Source organism: Allobosea sp. TAB14 (assembly GCF_052113865.1).
In the GTDB taxonomy this organism is placed as follows: domain Bacteria; phylum Pseudomonadota; class Alphaproteobacteria; order Rhizobiales; family Beijerinckiaceae; genus Allobosea; species Allobosea spartocytisi.
The window spans coordinates 1-16,659 of record NZ_JBFRDQ010000076.1; the positions used below are offsets into that span (position 1 = coordinate 1).

General features: G+C 67.4%; 12 protein-coding genes. 8 read left to right on the forward strand and 4 right to left on the reverse strand.

Annotation, left to right across the window (positions count from 1 at the left end; genetic code table 11):
• Together AB4Y99_RS13360 and AB4Y99_RS13365 are read right to left on the reverse strand one after the other, a co-directional pair.
• Positions 1-536 (reverse strand): TSUP family transporter (locus tag AB4Y99_RS13360; RefSeq protein ID WP_441523653.1); only part of this gene is annotated, 536 nt, incomplete at its 3' end.
• A 179-nt stretch (positions 537-715) separates the two neighbouring features.
• Positions 716-3,928: an SEL1-like repeat protein gene (locus tag AB4Y99_RS13365; protein WP_441523654.1), complete on the reverse strand. Its 3,213-nt coding sequence runs from the start codon at positions 3,926-3,928 to the stop codon at positions 716-718.
• A gap of 379 nt (positions 3,929-4,307) precedes the next feature.
• On the opposite strand from AB4Y99_RS13365, the gene AB4Y99_RS13370 reads away from it, so the two are divergent.
• The 4 genes from AB4Y99_RS13370 to AB4Y99_RS13385 all read left to right on the forward strand — a co-directional run bounded on the left by AB4Y99_RS13370 (position 4,308) and on the right by AB4Y99_RS13385 (position 10,362).
• Positions 4,308-4,745, forward strand: a complete 438-nt coding sequence (locus tag AB4Y99_RS13370; RefSeq protein ID WP_038360818.1) for a MerR family transcriptional regulator — start codon at positions 4,308-4,310, stop codon at positions 4,743-4,745.
• A gap of 258 nt (positions 4,746-5,003) precedes the next feature.
• The gene (locus AB4Y99_RS13375) at positions 5,004-6,791 is read left to right on the forward strand and encodes an acyl-CoA dehydrogenase C-terminal domain-containing protein (protein ID WP_133562321.1); all 1,788 of its coding nucleotides are present in this window, start codon (positions 5,004-5,006) and stop codon (positions 6,789-6,791) included.
• Between the two features lie 137 nt (positions 6,792-6,928).
• Positions 6,929-8,137 carry an acetyl-CoA C-acetyltransferase gene (locus AB4Y99_RS13380; protein WP_441523655.1) on the forward strand — a complete coding sequence of 403 codons (1,209 nt, stop codon included), beginning with the start codon at positions 6,929-6,931 and terminating at the stop codon, positions 8,135-8,137.
• 23 nt (positions 8,138-8,160) lie between these two features.
• Positions 8,161-10,362, forward strand: coding sequence for a 3-hydroxyacyl-CoA dehydrogenase NAD-binding domain-containing protein (locus AB4Y99_RS13385; protein WP_441523656.1), 2,202 nt, complete (start codon positions 8,161-8,163; stop codon positions 10,360-10,362).
• A gap of 10 nt (positions 10,363-10,372) precedes the next feature.
• Here the strand turns inward: AB4Y99_RS13385 and AB4Y99_RS13390 are convergent, their stop codons facing one another.
• Positions 10,373-11,275, reverse strand: coding sequence for a LysR family transcriptional regulator (locus tag AB4Y99_RS13390; RefSeq protein ID WP_113253942.1), 903 nt, complete (start codon positions 11,273-11,275; stop codon positions 10,373-10,375).
• A 115-nt stretch (positions 11,276-11,390) separates the two neighbouring features.
• Between AB4Y99_RS13390 and AB4Y99_RS13395 the strand changes: the two genes are divergently transcribed.
• The 3 genes from AB4Y99_RS13395 to AB4Y99_RS13405 all read left to right on the forward strand — a co-directional run bounded on the left by AB4Y99_RS13395 (position 11,391) and on the right by AB4Y99_RS13405 (position 13,175).
• Entirely contained in the window at positions 11,391-12,164 is a 774-nt protein-coding gene (locus AB4Y99_RS13395; RefSeq protein WP_112762953.1) for an SDR family oxidoreductase, read from the forward strand.
• 154 nt (positions 12,165-12,318) lie between these two features.
• Positions 12,319-12,813, forward strand: a complete 495-nt coding sequence (locus AB4Y99_RS13400) for a peptide deformylase (RefSeq protein WP_441523657.1) — start codon at positions 12,319-12,321, stop codon at positions 12,811-12,813.
• Between the two features lie 95 nt (positions 12,814-12,908).
• Positions 12,909-13,175: a hypothetical protein gene (locus AB4Y99_RS13405; protein WP_113253945.1), complete on the forward strand. Its 267-nt coding sequence runs from the start codon at positions 12,909-12,911 to the stop codon at positions 13,173-13,175.
• An 82-nt stretch (positions 13,176-13,257) separates the two neighbouring features.
• Here AB4Y99_RS13405 and aptA read toward each other — a convergent pair whose 3' ends face one another.
• Complete coding sequence (aptA, locus tag AB4Y99_RS13410; protein WP_441523658.1) at positions 13,258-14,598, reverse strand: omega-aminotransferase AptA; 1,341 nt, start codon at positions 14,596-14,598, stop codon at positions 13,258-13,260.
• Positions 14,599-14,776: 178 nt separating this feature from the next.
• Between aptA and AB4Y99_RS13415 the strand changes: the two genes are divergently transcribed.
• Positions 14,777-16,555 (forward strand): tetratricopeptide repeat protein, encoded by a 1,779-nt coding sequence (locus AB4Y99_RS13415; RefSeq protein ID WP_441523659.1) that lies wholly within the window; start codon positions 14,777-14,779, stop codon positions 16,553-16,555.
• The last annotated feature ends 104 nt before the right edge of the window (positions 16,556-16,659 follow it).

Genomic DNA, 16,659 nt, shown 5'->3' on the forward strand with positions numbered 1-16,659 from the left:
ATCGGGATGATGCTGCAATACAGGCCGGAGCGGTAGAAGCGCTGGCGGAACGGCAGCCCCATCCACCAGGGATGCATGCCGCCGCGCCGCTTGCGCCGCGCCGGCTTGCCGGCCCTGACGCGCAGCATCGCGCGCACGGCGTCGTAGAGCATCAGGCCGCCGATGATCGAGAACAGCGTGACGTAGGACAGGGTGATGACCAGCTCGAGCTGGCCGAGGCGGCGCATCGCGTTGAAGAACGCCACGCCCAGCACGGTGCCGACGATGCCGCCGGAGACCAGGACGCCGCCGAGCTTGAGATCGAGCGCCTTGCGCCGGAAATAGGTCAGGACGCCGGTCATCGAGGAGCCGGCGACCTGCGCCGCCACCGTCGCCACCGCGACCGCCGGCGGAATGTCGAGGAAGATCAGCAGCGGCGTCAGCAGGAAGCCGCCGCCCACGCCGAACAGCCCGGAGATGAAGCCGACCGCGCCGCTCAAGCCCAGCACCATCAGCACGCTGATCGGAAGCTCGGCGATCGGCAGGTAAATCTGCACTTCTACCCCTCATGGACGGCGCTTGAGCAGTCGCTTGCGCCGATGATCCCAGGCTACGCGGTCCGGGTTAAGGCAAATTGTCGAAACGACGAAGGACGGGCCTTCCACCGGCCCGTCCCAGAGACGGTCATTCTTCCYGCCGCGTCAACACGTCGYAAGCATGACGTGTTTCAGGGCTTTCAGCTCCGGCTCGGCTTGCCGGGCTTCGCCATCGAGGCCGTCGGGCCGGCATCCCAGCCCTTCGGCGGCGGGGTGACTTCGTTGGCGGCGGTGTCGAGCACTTTCGGCTTCCAGCCCGTCGCCCGGGCCTTGGCGGCGGCGAGCTCTTCCGGCTTCAGGCGTTGGGCGACTTCGTCGCGCTTGCGGGCGGCGTCCTCGTCGCCCTGCACGGCCGCGATCGCGAACCAGACATAGGACTGCGCCAGGTCGGCCGGCGCGCCGAGCCCGCGGCCGAGCAGCACGGCGAGATTGTACTGGCTGTCGCGCACCCCGAGCTCGGCCGCTTTCGCAAACCAGGTGTTCGCGGTGGCATAATCCGGCTTGCCGGCGGCACCCTCGGCATAGAGCACCGCGAGGTTGTGCATCGCCTTGGCGTTGCCGCGCTCGGCGGCGCGCTGATACCAGATCCGGGCGAGGGGCAGGTCGCGCGGAGCTCCCACGCCCTTCTCGAACATGTTGCCGAGGCGGAACTGTGCCGGCGCGAGCCCCGCGACGGCCGCCCGCTCGAACAGGCGCAGGGCGAGCTTGGGGTCGCGCGAGCCGGCGGGGCCGTCGGCGGCGCGTGTCGCCAGCTCGTAGACGGCGCGTGCGTCGCCATCGAGCGCGGCCTTGCGCAGCCCGGCGCTGCCCAGCCCGGTCGGCAGATCGCCGAGGCCGGTCACGGCCTGCACCGGCTCGGAGGCAGGCAGCGTGGCGCTGGCCGTTTCCGGCGTGGCCTGCGCCGGTTCCGTGGCGGCGGATACGGTGGCCGGAGCCGGGGCGGGGGCATTGCCCGCATCCGCGTTGATGGCGCCGTTCGCATTCGCGGCAGGCAATGAGAGAGCGAGCGAGGACTGGTCCTTGGAGGGAGCCTGTTCCGCCGGCGCCGGCGGCGACAATGCCGCCGCTGTTTCCGGCAGGGCGGCCGGGGGAGCGAGCAGGTTCTGGCTCTCGTTGCTGGCCGTCTTCGTATCCTTGCCGCCCAGCGAGCTGGTGACGACCTGGGCGGTTCCCAGCGCGAGGATCACCGCGGCGAGGCCGAGCAGGAGGGGGCGCTTGCGCTTCTCCATGATCTCGCGCAGCCGGCCTGGGCTCTTCGCGGCGGGTTCGGCCGCCGCCGTGGGTGCCGTCGCGGCGGCTTCGCTGGCGGCCTTGGCCGAGCGGCGCGCGGCGGCGATCAGGCTCTGGCGAACCGATTGCGCATCCTGGCCGGCATTGGCGGTGGCCTCGGGGCGGGGGCGGCCGGAGCCCGGCTCGAGCGGCAGGTCGAAGGCCGCGCTCGGCATGGCGAGGGTCGGCTCGGTGCGCTGGGGCGCCTCGCCGGCAACCGGCCGGTCCTGAGCGGCGGGAGCCGCGACGAGCGGCTCGCGAGACGTCGAGAAGCGCCTGGTCGGCTCCTGGCGCGTCGCCGGCTCCTGGGCCCGCGGCGCGGCTGGCCGGCCGGAAGCGCCATGGCGCTCCGCCAGCAATTCGCCTTCGAGGTTCGACAGGCGGCCCATGATCGCTTCGAGCGTCTGGTTGAGGGCGCCGAGCGCGTCATGCGTCTGCCGTTCCGAGGAGATCTGGGTGTCCCGCATGCCGGAAACCAGGCCGGAGAGCTCGACGATGCCCTTGCCCGGCGTCACCGCGCTGGTGGCCTGCACGAGCGCGGCGCGCTCGGCTGCCGTTTCCTCCCGCATCGAGCGCAGATGCACGACCAGATCCTGCAGCGTCCGCTCGATGCCGCTCTCGGCGTGGCGGGTCGCGGCCGCCTCGTCGAGCCGGGCGGCGATCCCCGAGATCTGCTGCTCGAGCGCGTCGAAGGACTCCGAATTCGCTTCAGGCGCGCCAGCTTCGTCGATCTTCTCGGCGAGGTGGCGCAGCATGTCTTCGATCGGCTTGAGAGCGGCCGGAACGCGCCCGTCCGCGCCCTCGGTCATGCGGACAAGCTCGCTCGAGGCCGCGAGGCTCTCGATGCGCCCGGCCAGGGCTTCGATCTGGCGCGTGACGGCGACCGGGCTGTTCTCGGCGAGCCGCTCGACATGCTGCTGGAGCAGGTCGAGGCGATGGTCGATCTGGTTATCGGGGCGACGCTCGGCGATTTCGTCGAAACGCTGCGACAGCCGGTCGATCTGGCCTGCCAGCGCCGAGAGCGGCCCCAGCTCGAACTCGCGCGGGCGGCCCGAAAGCACGGCGCTGCGCACATCCTCGATGGCCGAGGACAGGTTGCGCATCTCGCGCATGTCGGGTTCGATCTCGCGCAGCCGGCTGATTTCGAAGCCGAGCGAGGCGATCTGCTGCGAGAGCTCTTCCAGCCGGTGGTCGTTGCCGTTCTGCGCGACCAGCTCGCGCAGTTCGGCGATATCGCGCGCCAGCGGCGTCGGATCGATGCCGCCAGCCGATGCGAGCGCGTCGATCTTGTTCGCCAGATGTGCGATCTCGTGCTGGACATGCTGGTAGCCACCGCCCGAGCGATCCTGCGACAGGCGCGAAACCTCCGCCTCGAGGCGGGCCAGCGGCTTCAGTACCGGTTCGAAATGATCGCGGCCGGCGAGCCTGTCGAGGCGCTCGCCGAGAGCGGCGATCTTGGTCTCGATCGTATGGGCGAGATCGCTGCCGAAGGGGGCCGCGGGCCGCTGCTGCGGCGCGGCCGCGCGCCGCGCATCCGGCGAGAGGCGTGCGCTGAGGTCGCGCAGATCCTCGCGCAGCGCCGAGATGCGGTCCTGCGAAGCTTGAGCCGGCCGAGGCGCCTCGCTCTCGTCGCGATCGAGCAGGCGCTGGCGCGTGCGGATATCGGTGACGGCGGCGGCGAGTCCGTCGCGACTGAACGCAAGCCGGGGAGAGCGATCCTCGCCGGCCTGCTGCCGGGGCTCGACGGCGCGGCGCTCGATCTCGACGATCCGCTCGCCGATCGACTTGATGGCCTCGGCGATGACGCTGGTCGCCCGCTCCTGGCGCTGAGGGGTCGGTGCGCGCGCGGCGGTTTCGGTCTGCGTCTGGGAGAGCCGCGCGAGCCGCTCCGAGAGGGCGGCGATATCGAGCTGCTCCGGCGGCGCCGTGGCGGCCATCGCCGGCTGCGCCTCCTCGCTCTCGTCGCGAATCTTGTGATCGAGCCATTCGCCCAAGGTCATGCCGGCGCGGCGAGCCGCCGCCTTAGCCGCATCGCGCGTCCTCGGGTCGACCCCCTTGACGCTCCAGGGCAAGCTGTTCGCCATGATTGTGCTCGCCTCCAGGGCCCGTTGTTAACGAAGGCGCAGCTCCCTGACGCCGCCGCTTCCGCTCGATCCGGCGATCCGTGAAAAGAAYGTTGACGAAGTCGCAACGCCGGTCCGCGCCCCTGAGATTTCGCCGGCATGGTRAACAGCGGGTTAAGAATTCCGACCGATCCGTTAATTTTTTCCGAAGCGCCGCTTTTCTGCCGCCTTGTCGGGGTTCGTATAACCGTAACTTACCCCACCCTGGGGGCGTATTACCTGACGCTAGGGGAGGGGGTGCCGTAAGAAGACATCTCAGCAAGGCGATGCCGCCAATATGTGCCGGTGCCGCCGTCCATCTTTCAAGGAATGAATGCTCATGTCGCGCCAAAGCTCAGCTATGGCGGGTTCCTCGATTCATGAGACCCGCGCTGACAATGTCCCGGTCGCGGATTCCGATGCCGGGGGCTTCACCATCAGCGATCTCGCCCGTGATTTCGGCGTGACGCTGCGAACCCTGCGCTTCTACGAATCCCGCGGCCTGCTTGCGCCGGCCCGCTCGGGCATGACGCGCATCTATTCGGCGCGTGATCGTGCCCGGCTCGCGCTCATCCTCAAGGGCAAGCAGCTCGGCTTCACCCTGGTCGAGATTCGCGCCATGCTCGCCAATGAGGAGAAGAAGGCGGGCTCGGCGGGCAAGTCGGCCTCGGTCGGCGGCCTGCATCTCAGCCGCGATCAGATCGTCGAGCAGCTCGAGCTGCTGCGCAGCCAGCGCGCCGAGATCGAGGACGCCATCAAGGAGCTCGAGGGCTCGCTCACCCGGCTCAGCGCTGCCTGAGATCGCACCGCGTCGCGGGCCGATCCGGTTTCCGGCGAAAAGCGCGGGGTCGCCTCCCGTCTCCGGATGGATGCGCGACGCTCTGTCCCAGAACCCCGGCTTTGCCGGGGTTTTTTGTTGCCTTGCCATCGAACGGTCACGCGCGGGAGGACAAATTCGCCGGACACCCATTGCATGCCGGGTGAGATTGTTTATATGTGAACTATCTTGAAGCGGCGCACCCATGAGCGCCGCCGCGCGAGGTGAGGGAGGACCACGATGCCGGTCTACAAGGCGCCCGTCGACGATACGCTTTTCCTGCTCAACGACGTTTTCAATATCGAGCGCTACAACAACCTGCCGGGCTTCGCCGACGCGTCCTCGGACGTGATCGAGGCCGTGCTCGGCGAGGGCGCCAAGCTCTGCGAGGAAGTGCTCCAGCCGATCAACTATTCCGGCGACCAGGAGGGCTGCACCCGCCACCCAGACGGCCGCGTCACCACGCCGAAGGGCTTCAAGGAGGCTTATGAGGCCTATGCCGGCGGCGGCTGGATCGGCCTTGCCATGGACCCGGAATATGGCGGCCAGGGCCTGCCCTACACGCTCGGCGCCGTGATGAACGAGTATGCCTCGGCCGCGAACATGGCCTTCGCCATGTATCCGGGCCTGACCATGGGCGCGATCGCCGCGCTCTATGTCCACGGCTCCGACGAGATCAAGCGCACCTATCTGCCGAAGATGATCGACGGCACCTGGTCGGGCACCATGAACCTGACCGAGCCGCATTGCGGCACCGATCTCGGCCTGCTCAAGACCAAGGCCGTGCCGAACGGCGACGGCTCCTACGCCATCTCCGGCACCAAGATCTTCATCTCGGCCGGCGAGCAGGACATCACCGGGAACATCATCCACCTCGTGCTCGCCCGGATCGAGGGCGCGCCTGCCGGCGTGAAGGGCATCTCCCTCTTCGTCGTGCCCAGAAACAAGCTGGGCAGCGACGGCTCGGTCGGCGCCAATAACGGCGTGTCCTGCGGCTCGATCGAGCACAAGATGGGCATTCACGGCAATGCGACCTGCGTGATGAATTACGACGGCGCGCAGGGCTGGCTGGTCGGCGAGGAGAATCGCGGCCTCAACGCCATGTTCGTGATGATGAACGAGGCCCGCCTCGGCGTCGCGATCCAGGGGCTCGCCCAGTCCGAGGTCGCCTATCAGAACGCCGTCGCCTACGCCAAGGAGCGCCTGCAGGGCCGCGCGCTGACCGGCGCCAAGGAGCCGGCCAAGCCGGCCGACCCGATCATCGTCCATCCCGACGTGCGCCGCACGCTGATGTCGATCAAGGCCTTCAACGAGGCGGCCCGCGCCTTCGTGCTCTGGAATGCGCTCAAGTCCGATATCGCCCATCGCTCCGGCGACGCGGCTGAGCGCCAGGCGGCCGACGACCAACTCGGCCTGATGACCCCGGTGCTCAAGGGCGTGCTCACCGATATCGGCTTCGACAACGCCGTGAAGGCGCAGCAGATGTTCGGCGGCCACGGCTACATCGCCGAGACCGGCGTCGAGCAGTTCGTCCGCGATGCCCGCATCGCGATGATCTACGAGGGTGCCAACGGCGTGCAGGCGATGGACCTCGTCGGCCGCAAGCTCGGCCGCGATGGCGGCCGCGGCATCATGGCCTTCTTCAACGAGGTCGGCGGCTTCCTGAAGGAGAATGCCGAGGACGAGGCGCTGAAGCCGCTGCTCGGGCCTTTGCAGGTTTCACTGGGCCATCTCCAGCAGGCAGCGATGTGGTTCATGAACAACGCCCTCGCCAAGCCCGACAATGCCGGCGCCGGCGCCAGCGACTTCATGCACCTGCTCGGCCTGGTCTCGCTCGGCTACATGTGGGTGAAGATGGCCAAGGCCGCGCAGGAGAAGCTCAAGGCCGGTGCCGACGAGCGGATGAGCGCCAAGCTTGTCACCGCCCGCTTCTTCATGGAGCGCACCTTGCCCGAGACTGCCGCCCATCTGGCGCGCATCACCTCCGGCGCGGATACGACGATGGCGCTGAGCGTCGAGCAGTTCTGACGAAAACGCCGTCATGCCCGGGCTTGACCCGGGCATCTCTTGCAGAACCCGCTGGATGACGAGATGGTCGGGTCAAGCCCGACCATGACGTCCGGCACCAGAACGCGCCGTCCGACGGCGCCCCGGGAGGCCACCAAATGGCAGACGCATTCATCTACGACCACGTCCGGACGCCGCGCGGCAAAGGCAAGGCCGACGGCTCGCTCCACGAAGTCACGGCGATCGAGCTCGGCACCCAGGCTCTGCGCGCGATCAAGGACCGCAACGATCTCGATCCGCTCCTCGTCGAGGACGTGGTGATGGGCTGCGTCGATCCGGTCGGCGAGGCCGGCGCCGACATCGCCCGCACCGTCGCGCTCAAGGCCGGCTACGGCAAGGAAGTGCCGGGCGTGCAGATCAACCGCTTCTGCGCCTCGGGCCTCGATGCGGTGAACCTTGCCGCGGCGCAGGTCATGTCCGGCCAGAAGGAGATGGCGATCGGCGGCGGCGTCGAATCGATGTCGCGCGTCGGCATGGGTGCTTCCGGCTTCGGCATCGCTGTCGACCCAAGTGTCGCCATCGATACCTATTTCATGCCGCAGGGCATCTCGGCCGATTTGATCGCGACGAAATACGGCTTCTCGCGCGACGATGTCGATGCCTTCGCCGTGCGCTCGCACCAGCGCGCCGCCAAGGCCTGGAAGGAAGGCCGCTTCAAGAACTCGGTCATCCCCGTCACCGACGTCAACGGCCTCACCATCCTCGACCATGACGAGACGATCCGCCCCGATGCCAACATGCAGGCATTGGCCGCGCTGAAGGCCTCCTTCGTCCAGATGGGCGAGATGGGCGGCTTCGATGCGGTCGGGACCGCCGCGCATCCGGATGTCGAGTTCATCAACCACGTCCATCATGCCGGCAACTCGTCCGGCATCGTCGATGGCGCGGCGGCTGTGCTCGTTGGCTCGAAGCGGGCCGGCAAGGCAGCAGGCCTCAAGCCCCGCGCCCGCATCAAGGCCTTCGCGACCGTCGGTTCCGACCTCGCGCTGATGCTGACCGGTCCGATCGACGTGACCCAGCTCGTGCTGAAGAAGGCCGGCATGACCATGAAGGACATCGACCTCTTCGAATTGAACGAGGCCTTTTCCTCCGTGGTGCTGCGCTACCAGCAGGCGCTCGACATCGACGACGAGATCCTGAACGTCAATGGCGGCGCCATCGCCATGGGCCACCCGCTCGGCGCGACCGGCGCGATGGTGCTGGGCACCGTGCTCGACGAGCTGGAGCGGCAGGACAAGCAGACCGCGCTGGTGACGCTCTGCGTCGCCGTCGGCATGGGCGTCGCCACCATCATCGAACGCGTCTGAGCGGAAAGGCAGGGAGAGACATCATGAACCTCACCAATTTCCGCTTCGAGACCGACGCCGACGGCATCGCTGTCGCGACCTGGGACATGCCCGGCCGCTCGATGAACGTCATCACCCCCGAGGTGATGGAAGAGCTCAACCAGATCGTCGACAAGGTCGCGGGCGATGAAGCCATCAAGGGCTGCGTCATCACCTCCGGCAAGGAGAGCTTCTCCGGCGGTGCCGATCTCACCATGCTCCAGGGCCTGCGCGACCTGTATGTCAAGCTCGCCARGGAGAAGGGCGARGCGGYYGCGATGCAGASCTTCTTCGACGARAGCCGCAAGCTCTCGCTGCTCTAYCGCAAGCTCGARACCTGCGGGAAACCCTTCGCAGCTGCGATCCATGGCGTCTGCCTGGGCGGCGCCTTCGAGCTCTCGCTGTCCTGCCAGTACCGCGTCGTCTCCGACGATGCCTCGACCCGCGTCGGCCTGCCCGAGATCAAGGTCGGGCTGTTTCCGGGCGCCGGCGGTACCCAGCGCGTTTCACGCCTGATGCAGACCGGCGACGCGCTCCAGATGATGTTCAAGGGCGAGCAGGTGAAGGCGCTGCCGGCGCGCAATTCCGGCCTCGTCCATGCCGTCGCGGCCCGCGCCGACATCGTCCAGAACGCCAAGGACTGGCTCAAGGCCAATCCGCAGGCGACCCAGCCCTGGGACCAGAAGGGCTTCAAGCTGCCCTCCAACAAGGTGCACTCGCCGGCCGGCATGCAGATCTGGCCGCCGGCCAACGCGATCTATCGCCGCGAGACCAACGACAACTACCCGGCCGCCCGCGCCATCCTCTCGGCGGTCTACGAGGGCCTGCAGTTGCCCATCGATCTCGGCCTCAAGGTCGAGAGCCGCTACTTCGCCAAGATCCTCCGGACGAAGGAGGCGGCCTCGATGATCCGCTCGCTCTTCGTCTCGATGCAGGAGCTCAACAAGGGCGCCCGCCGCCCGGCCGACGTGCCGCCGTCGAAGCTCAAGAAGGTCGGSGTYRTCGGCGCRGGCTTCATGGGYGCSGGCATCGCCTATGTCACCGCCAATGCCGGCTTGGAGGTCGTCCTGGTCGATAAGGACATCGAGGCGGCCGAGAAGGGCAAGGCCTATTCGCACAAGCTGGTTTCCGACCAGATCATGAAGGGCCGCGCCAAGACCGCCGATCGCGATGCGCTGCTCGGCCGCATCAAGGCTTCGGCCGACTATGCCGATCTCAAGGGCTGCGACCTGATCGTCGAGGCCGTCTTCGAGGACCCGAAGGTCAAGGCCGAGGTCATTGCCAAGGTCGAGGCGGTCGTCGGACCGCGCACCATCTTCGGCTCGAACACCTCGACCCTGCCGATCACCGGCCTCGCCGAGACCAGCCAGCGCCCGAAGAACYTCATCGGCATCCATTTCTTCTCGCCGGTCGAGAAGATGCTGCTGGTCGAGGTCATCATGGCCAAGAAGACCGGCAAGAAGGCTCTCGCCATGGCGYTSGACTWYGTCCGCGCCATCARRAAGACGCCGATCGTCGTCAACGACACSCGCGGCTTCTACGCCAACCGCTGCGTCGGCAACTATATCCGCGAAGGCCATCTGATGCTGATGGAAGGCGTGCCGCCGGCGATGATCGAGGCGRCAGGCAAGCAGGCCGGCATGCCGGTCGGTCCGCTCTCGCTCAATGACGAGGTCGCGGTCGATCTCGCCTGGAAGGTGCTGAAGGCGACCAAGGCGCAGCTCGGTGATGCCGCCGTCGATCCGGCGCAGGAGAAGCTGCTCGCCGACATGGTCGAGAAGCATCGGCGGCTGGGCCGYAAGAACSGCAAGGGCTTCTACGACTATCCGGAAGCCGGGCCGAAGCGGCTCTGGCCGGGGCTCGCCGATCTCGTCGGCAAGCGGCTCGATCCCGAGAGCGTCGACATGGAGGAGCTGAAGCACCGCCTCCTGGTGACGCAGGCGCTCGAAGCCGCGAAGACCTATGAGGAAGGCGTCGTCACCGATCCGCGCGAGGCCGATGTCGGCTCGATCATCGGCTTTGGCTTCGCGCCTTACTCGGGCGGCACGCTGTCCTATATCGACAATATGGGGGCGGCGGCCTTCGTGAAGCTCTGCGAGAAGCTGGCCAAGAGCCATGGCGAGCGCTTCAAGCCGAACCGCCTGCTGAAGCGCATGGCCAAGACCGGCGAGAGCTTCTACGGCGCGGCCGAGACGAAGGCGGCCTGAGCCTTAGGGCTCAGTTCGCCAGCCTTGTGCGCAGCAGCGCCACGAGCCAGTCCGCGAAGACCTGCAGCCGGCGCGACAGGTGCCGGCGGTGGGGATAGAGCAGGGTCATCGGCATCGGCGCAGCCCGGTGCCGGGGCATCACCTCGACGAGATCGCCCGCAGCGAGATGCTCGGCCACATCATAAGCCGGGATCTGGATCAGGCCGAGCCCGGCGAGGCAGCAGGCGATATAGGCTTCCGCGCTGTTGACGGTGACGCGGCCCGGCAGGGCGCGGTCGTGCAGCGTGCCATTCTCCAGCCATTCCCAAGGTTCGATCCGTCCCGTCGACGGCGAGGCGTAGTTGACGGCCTTATGCCCATCGAGTTCGCCGGGATGCCCGGGCACGCCATGCGCCGCGAGATAGCCGGGGCTGGCGACATTGATCAGCGGCAACTCCCCGACCGAGCGCGCGATCAAACCTGAATCGCTCAACGCGCCGACGCGCAGCACGCAATCGATGCCGTCCTCGATCAGATTGCTCGCCCGGTCGGTGACGCTGAGATCGATGTCGATCTCGGGATAGCGGGTGAGAAAATCCGGCAGGGCGGGCGCGATGATCAAGCGCCCGATGCGGCCGGGCACGTCGATCCTGAGCCGCCCGGCAGGGCGCGCGGCGCTGTGGCGGAACAGCGCCTCGGTTTCCTCGACATCGGCGACGAGCCGGGCGCAATGCTCGTAGAAGGCCGCGCCGTCCTGCGTCGCGGAGACGCGCCGCGTCGTGCGCTGGAGCAGCCTTGTGCCGATCCGTTGCTCCAGTGCCGCGACCGCCGCCGAGACCGAGGAGCGCGGCAGCCCGAGGGCCTTGGCCGCCTGGGTGAAGCTCTCGCACTCGACGACGCGGGCATAGATGCGGAAGAGGTCGATGCGGTCCAAATCGGCGCTCCAGATTGTTCGGAAATCCTGACCAGTGATGTCCTGATCAAAATCTTTATATCTGATTTTCGGACGATATTTTGTCGCCATCGATTGCAGCGAACAGGAGCATGCGATGGCCGATCACGGCATCAAGGGTAAGACGGTTCTGATCGCCGGCGGCGCCAAGAATCTGGGCGGTCTGCTGGCGAAGGACCTGGCGGCGCAGGGCGCAAAGGCCGTCGCCATTCATTACAACAGCGCTCCGGCCAAGGCCGAAGCCGAGAAGACGATGGCCGCGATCAAGGCTGCGGGCGCGCAAGCCTATGCTTTCCAGGCCGACCTGACCTCGGCGGCAGCGATGGAGAAGCTCTTTGCCGACGCCAAGGCGGCGATGGGCGCGATCGACATCGCCGTGAATACCGTCGGCAAGGTGCTGAAGAAGCCGATGGTCGAGATCAGCGAGGCCGAGTTCGACGAGATGAGCGCGGTCAACTCGAAGACGGCGTTCTTCTTCCTCAAGGAAGCCGGCAAGCATGTCAGCGACAACGGCAAGGTCTGCACGCTGGTGACCTCGCTGCTCGGCGCCTTCACGCCGTTCTATGCGAGCTATGCCGGCACCAAGGCGCCGGTGGAGCACTATACCCGCGCGGCTTCCAAGGAATTCGGCGCGCGCGGCATCTCGGTGACCGCGATCGGGCCGGGCCCGATGGACACGTCGTTCTTCTATCCCGCGGAAGGCGCCGATGCGGTCGCCTATCACAAGAGCGCGGCGGCGCTCTCGCCCTTCTCGAAGACGGGGCTGACCGACATTCAGGACATCGTGCCCTGGCTGCGCTTCCTCGTCTCGGACGGCTGGTGGATGACCGGCCAGACGATCCTAGTGAACGGCGGCTACACGACGAAGTGAGTGTGTCATTGATGCAGCCGCAGGCCGATGAAGCGGCTGTCGTCGTTCGGTCGCATGATGCGCTTCCCGATAACATCGGGAAGCGGTTTGTTGGTTGGCGCCGGTTCCGGGAAGGTCGGAAACGCGACTGCACGCAAGAAGTCGGAATGAGCATATGCCGTCCAGGCCGATCCTGAACTTTCCCGATCCGCGTCTGCGGGTGGCGGCGGCGTCCGTCACGCGTTTCGATGCCGACCTGCGGGAATTGGCGGCGGATCTGCTCGACACGATGCGAGAGGCGCCGGGCATCGGCATCACCGCGCCGCATGTCGGCGTGCTCTTGCGGCTGGTGGTGCTGGAGCTGGTGCCGGGCGATGTCCGGACCTACGTCAATCCCGTGCTGGACAATGTCTCGCGCGAGACCATCCGCCATGTCGAGGGCAGCATCTCGATGCCGGGTGTGACCGACGAGCTGGAGCGCCATGCTCATGTCCGCGTGCGTTACCGCGATCTCGACGGCGTCGAACATGTCGAGGACGCGGACGGGCTGCTCGCCGTCTGCCATCAGCACGAGATCGACCAGCTCGATGGCCTCTTCTGGATCGACCGCCTGTCGCGGCTCAAGCGCGACAGGCTGATTGCGCGCTACAACAAGCTGCGGCGCGGCTGAGCGCGGGCGAGCTTCGCCTGCCTTCGCCCGGCTGGAATGCGGGCGTCGTAAGCTCGCAGTATCTGTATCTGTTTTCGACGGTGAGGAGCAGGCATATGCATATGGCGATGGTGATCGGCGGCGGCGTGGTGCTGCTGGGCCTGTTCCTGCTCTTCGGAAAGCTGTGGGGCGGGGCTGAGCCGGATTATGCTCTCGCTGCCAAGCTTTTCGTGCCGGTCTGGCTTGCCGTGGCGTTGCTCAACATGTGGGTCGGCGTCGCCAAGGCGGGCTACTCCGTGCGCGCGGAATTGCCGATCCTCGTCCTGGTCTTCGCCGTGCCGGCCTTGCTCGCTCTGCTGGTCGCCTGGCGCGTCGCGCGCTGACAGATGCGTGAAGGGCCGCCTCCCCAGGGAGGCGGCCCTTGGTGTTATGCCGCTGGGAATACCGGCGCGCGTGCTCGCCGCTTCAGTTCGCGACCGACCGGATCACCCGGCGCAGCTTGCCGATCAGCTCCTCGACCTGCGACTCCGTGATGATCAGCGGCGGCGAGAAGGCGATGGTGTCGGCGGCGGTGCGGATCATCAGTCCTTCCTCGTGGAAGCCGCGCTCGATCGCCTCGTAGCCGCGCTTGCCTGCACCCTCCGCCCGTGGCGCGAGATCGACGGCGCCGACCATGCCGAGCGTGCGGATATCGACGACGTTCGGCTCACCCTTCAGGCTCATCACCGCATCGGACCAGGCGCCTTCCATGGCGCGCGCGCGCTCGAACAGCCCCTCGTCGCGATAGATGTCGAGCGAGGCGAGCGCCGCGGCCGCCGCCAGCGGATGGCCCGAATAGGTGTAGCCGTGGAACAGCTCGATGACATTGTCCGGGCCGTTCATGAAGGCGTCGTAGATGTGCTTGCGCACGATCACGCCGCCCATCGGCACGGTGCCGGAGGTCACGCCCTTGGCGAAGGTGATCATGTCGGGGATCACGCCATAGCGCTCGGCCGCGAAGGCGAAGCCGAGGCGGCCGAAGCCCGTGATGACCTCGTCGAAGATCAAGAGGATGCCGTGCTTGTCGCAGATCTCGCGCAGGCGCTTGAGATAGCCCTTCGGCGGCGGCAGCGCGCCCGTCGAGCCCGCCATCGGCTCGACGATCACCGCGGCGATGGTCGAGGCGTCGTGCAGCGCGACGATGCGCTCAAGATCATCGGCGAAATGCGCGCCGTAGTCCGGCTCGCCCTTGCTGAAGGCCTGCTTCTCCCGGTCGTAGGTATGGGCGAGATGGTCGACGCCGGTGAGCAGCGAGCCGAAGAATTTGCGGTTGTTCGACATGCCGCCGACCGAGATGCCGCCGAAGCCGACGCCGTGATAGCCGCGCTCGCGGCCGATGAGGCGGGTCTTGGCGGCCTTGCCCGAGACGTTCCAGTAGGCCAGCGCGATCTTGAGCGCCGAATCCGCGGCCTCCGAGCCCGAGCCGGCGAAGAAGACATGGTCGAGATCGCCCGGCGCCAGCGCCGCGATGCGGGCGGCGGCGGCGAAGACCTTGGGATGGCCGTACTGGAAGGAGGGAGCGTAGTCGAGGTCGCGCGCCTGGGCCTGGATCGCCTGGATGATCGGCTCGCGCGCATGCCCGGCATTGCAGCACCACAGGCCCGCCGTGCCGTCCATGACCGGCTTGTTCTCCGGCGTGTAGTAGAACATGCCCTCGGCGCGGGAGACCATGCGCGGGTTCTTCTTGAACGACCGGTTCGCCGTGAACGGCATCCAATAGGCTTCGAGATCGTTCGGCGTGGCGATCGGCGACGAGGCAGCGGTCATCGGGGCATCCTGTGGATTAACGTTCGTTCAACCTAGCAGGTCGATGCAGGGTGTAAATCGCCGCCGAGCGAGGCATGAGTGCGGGCCGCGACATGGCTGCCGCAGCCCGATTTGTCGGATGACGTTAGGTCGTCGATAGCGTAGCTTACCCTCTGGGGCATGAACTGAACGGACCCCGATGGGCGATAGTGTCGAGGACAACGAACGGCTGGATGAGCAGGCCGTYGCGTCGATTCGCGCTGGCCTCGCCCGCATCCTTGCGTCGGATGTCTTCAGCGCCGCGCCGCAACTCTCCGCTTTCCTGAGCTTCGTCGTCGAGCGGGCGGTCGAAGGCCGGCGCGCCGAGCTGAAGGGCTACACCATTGCCGTCGAGGCACTCGGCCGTCCGGCGGATTTCGATCCGCAGGCCGATCCGATCGTGCGCGTCGAGGCCGGCCGTCTGCGCCGTGCCCTGACCCAGTACTATGCCGGAGAGGGACAGGACGATCCGGTGCGGATGACCATGCCGGTCGGCGGCTATGCCCCGGTCTTCGCCTTTGTCGAGCCGGGCGATCGCGTCGGGCCGGAGCCGTTCGTTCCTCCGGGCGGCCCGGTCGACGGACAGGATATGCGCGCGGACATCGCTGAGCGGGACGCGGCGGCCCGGCGCTGGCTCCTCGTGGCCCTGGCGGTGCTCGCCTGCGCGCTCCTCGCGCTTCTCGTCTGGTATCTGGAGCCGTTCGGCGAGACGCCGCAAAGCAATCTGGTGACGCAGACCAGCCGCCCGGCGGACACCTCCCCGCCGGAGGTGGCGCGTGACCGTTCGACCGCGCCCTCGGCCCAGCTCGTCTCGGTCGCGATCGTCATCCCGCGCGTGCCGACCGACCCCAAGCTCGCCGAGGCGGTCCGCCGTGTCGCGGAAGTGCTCGTGGACGTGACGGCGCGCTTCGACGATCTGCTCGTGATCAAGGCGCCGGCTCCCGGAGCGCCGCCGCCCGAAGGGGTGGATTACGTGTTCGAGATCAGCATTCTCTCGACCGAGGGAGCGCTGGAGGGCTTCGGCCGGCTGCGCGCCGCCAAGGACGGCCGGATCGTCTGGACGGCCTCGTCGAGCCGGCCTGTCGGCGAATTGTTGCAGGATCAGGATCTGGTGGATCTCGCCCGGCGCGTCGGAACGCRGCTGGCCGAGCCTTTCGGTGTCATTCATGCCGATTTCCGGCAGAATTCATCCGCGCCGGCGATGCAGTGCATCTTCCAGGCCTTCGATTACCGCCGCTTCATGACGCCTGAGAAGCGGGTCGCGGCCCGCACCTGCCTGGAGCAGCTGGTCGAGCGGGACCCCGGATTTTATCCCGCCTGGGCGCAGTTCGCGCTGCTCATGGCCGGCGAATATGCCGCGGCGCCCGATGCCGGCCGGAGTGCCTCGCTCGACCGGGCGATGGCGGCGACCCTGACCGCGATCAGGCTGGCGCCCTCCGGGGCCCGCGCCCAGCAGGCGATGATGGAGATCCTGTTCCTGCGTGGCAGTGTCGCCGACGCGATCAGGGCCGGCCGCGAGGCCGTGAACCGGAATCCCTACGATCCCGACATCATGGCCACTCTCGGCTCGCTCTATGTCCGTCTCAACCGTCCCGCCGAGGGCCTGCCCTTGTTGGAGCGCGCCATCGAGATCAGCGCCGGGCGTCCCCCCTGGTATGATTTCTACGCTTTCCTGGCGGCCTATCTGACCGGCGCCAAGCGCCTGTCGGAAACCTATTCGGCGGTTCTGGAGGCGGATGGCACGCCGTTCAGCTTGCTGGGGCAGGCTTTGCAGGCGAGCATGAGCGGCGATTCCACCCGGCGCGACTTCGCTCTGAGCGAACTTGCGAGGCGCTCTCCGCTCTTCGGAACCGATCCTCGCCTTTATCTGGCGCGCAGGGGCTTCAGCGAGGACGTGACACAGCGGATCGTCGGCGATCTCGGCATCGCCGGGCGCTAGAGCATTTTCGAGCGAAGTCCGGGCGAGAGGCGATGAATCGAGCGGTATCGCTCGCGTGTCCGCCTGTCGGGAGGTACTCTACCGCGCAGCGTTGTGATTCGTTT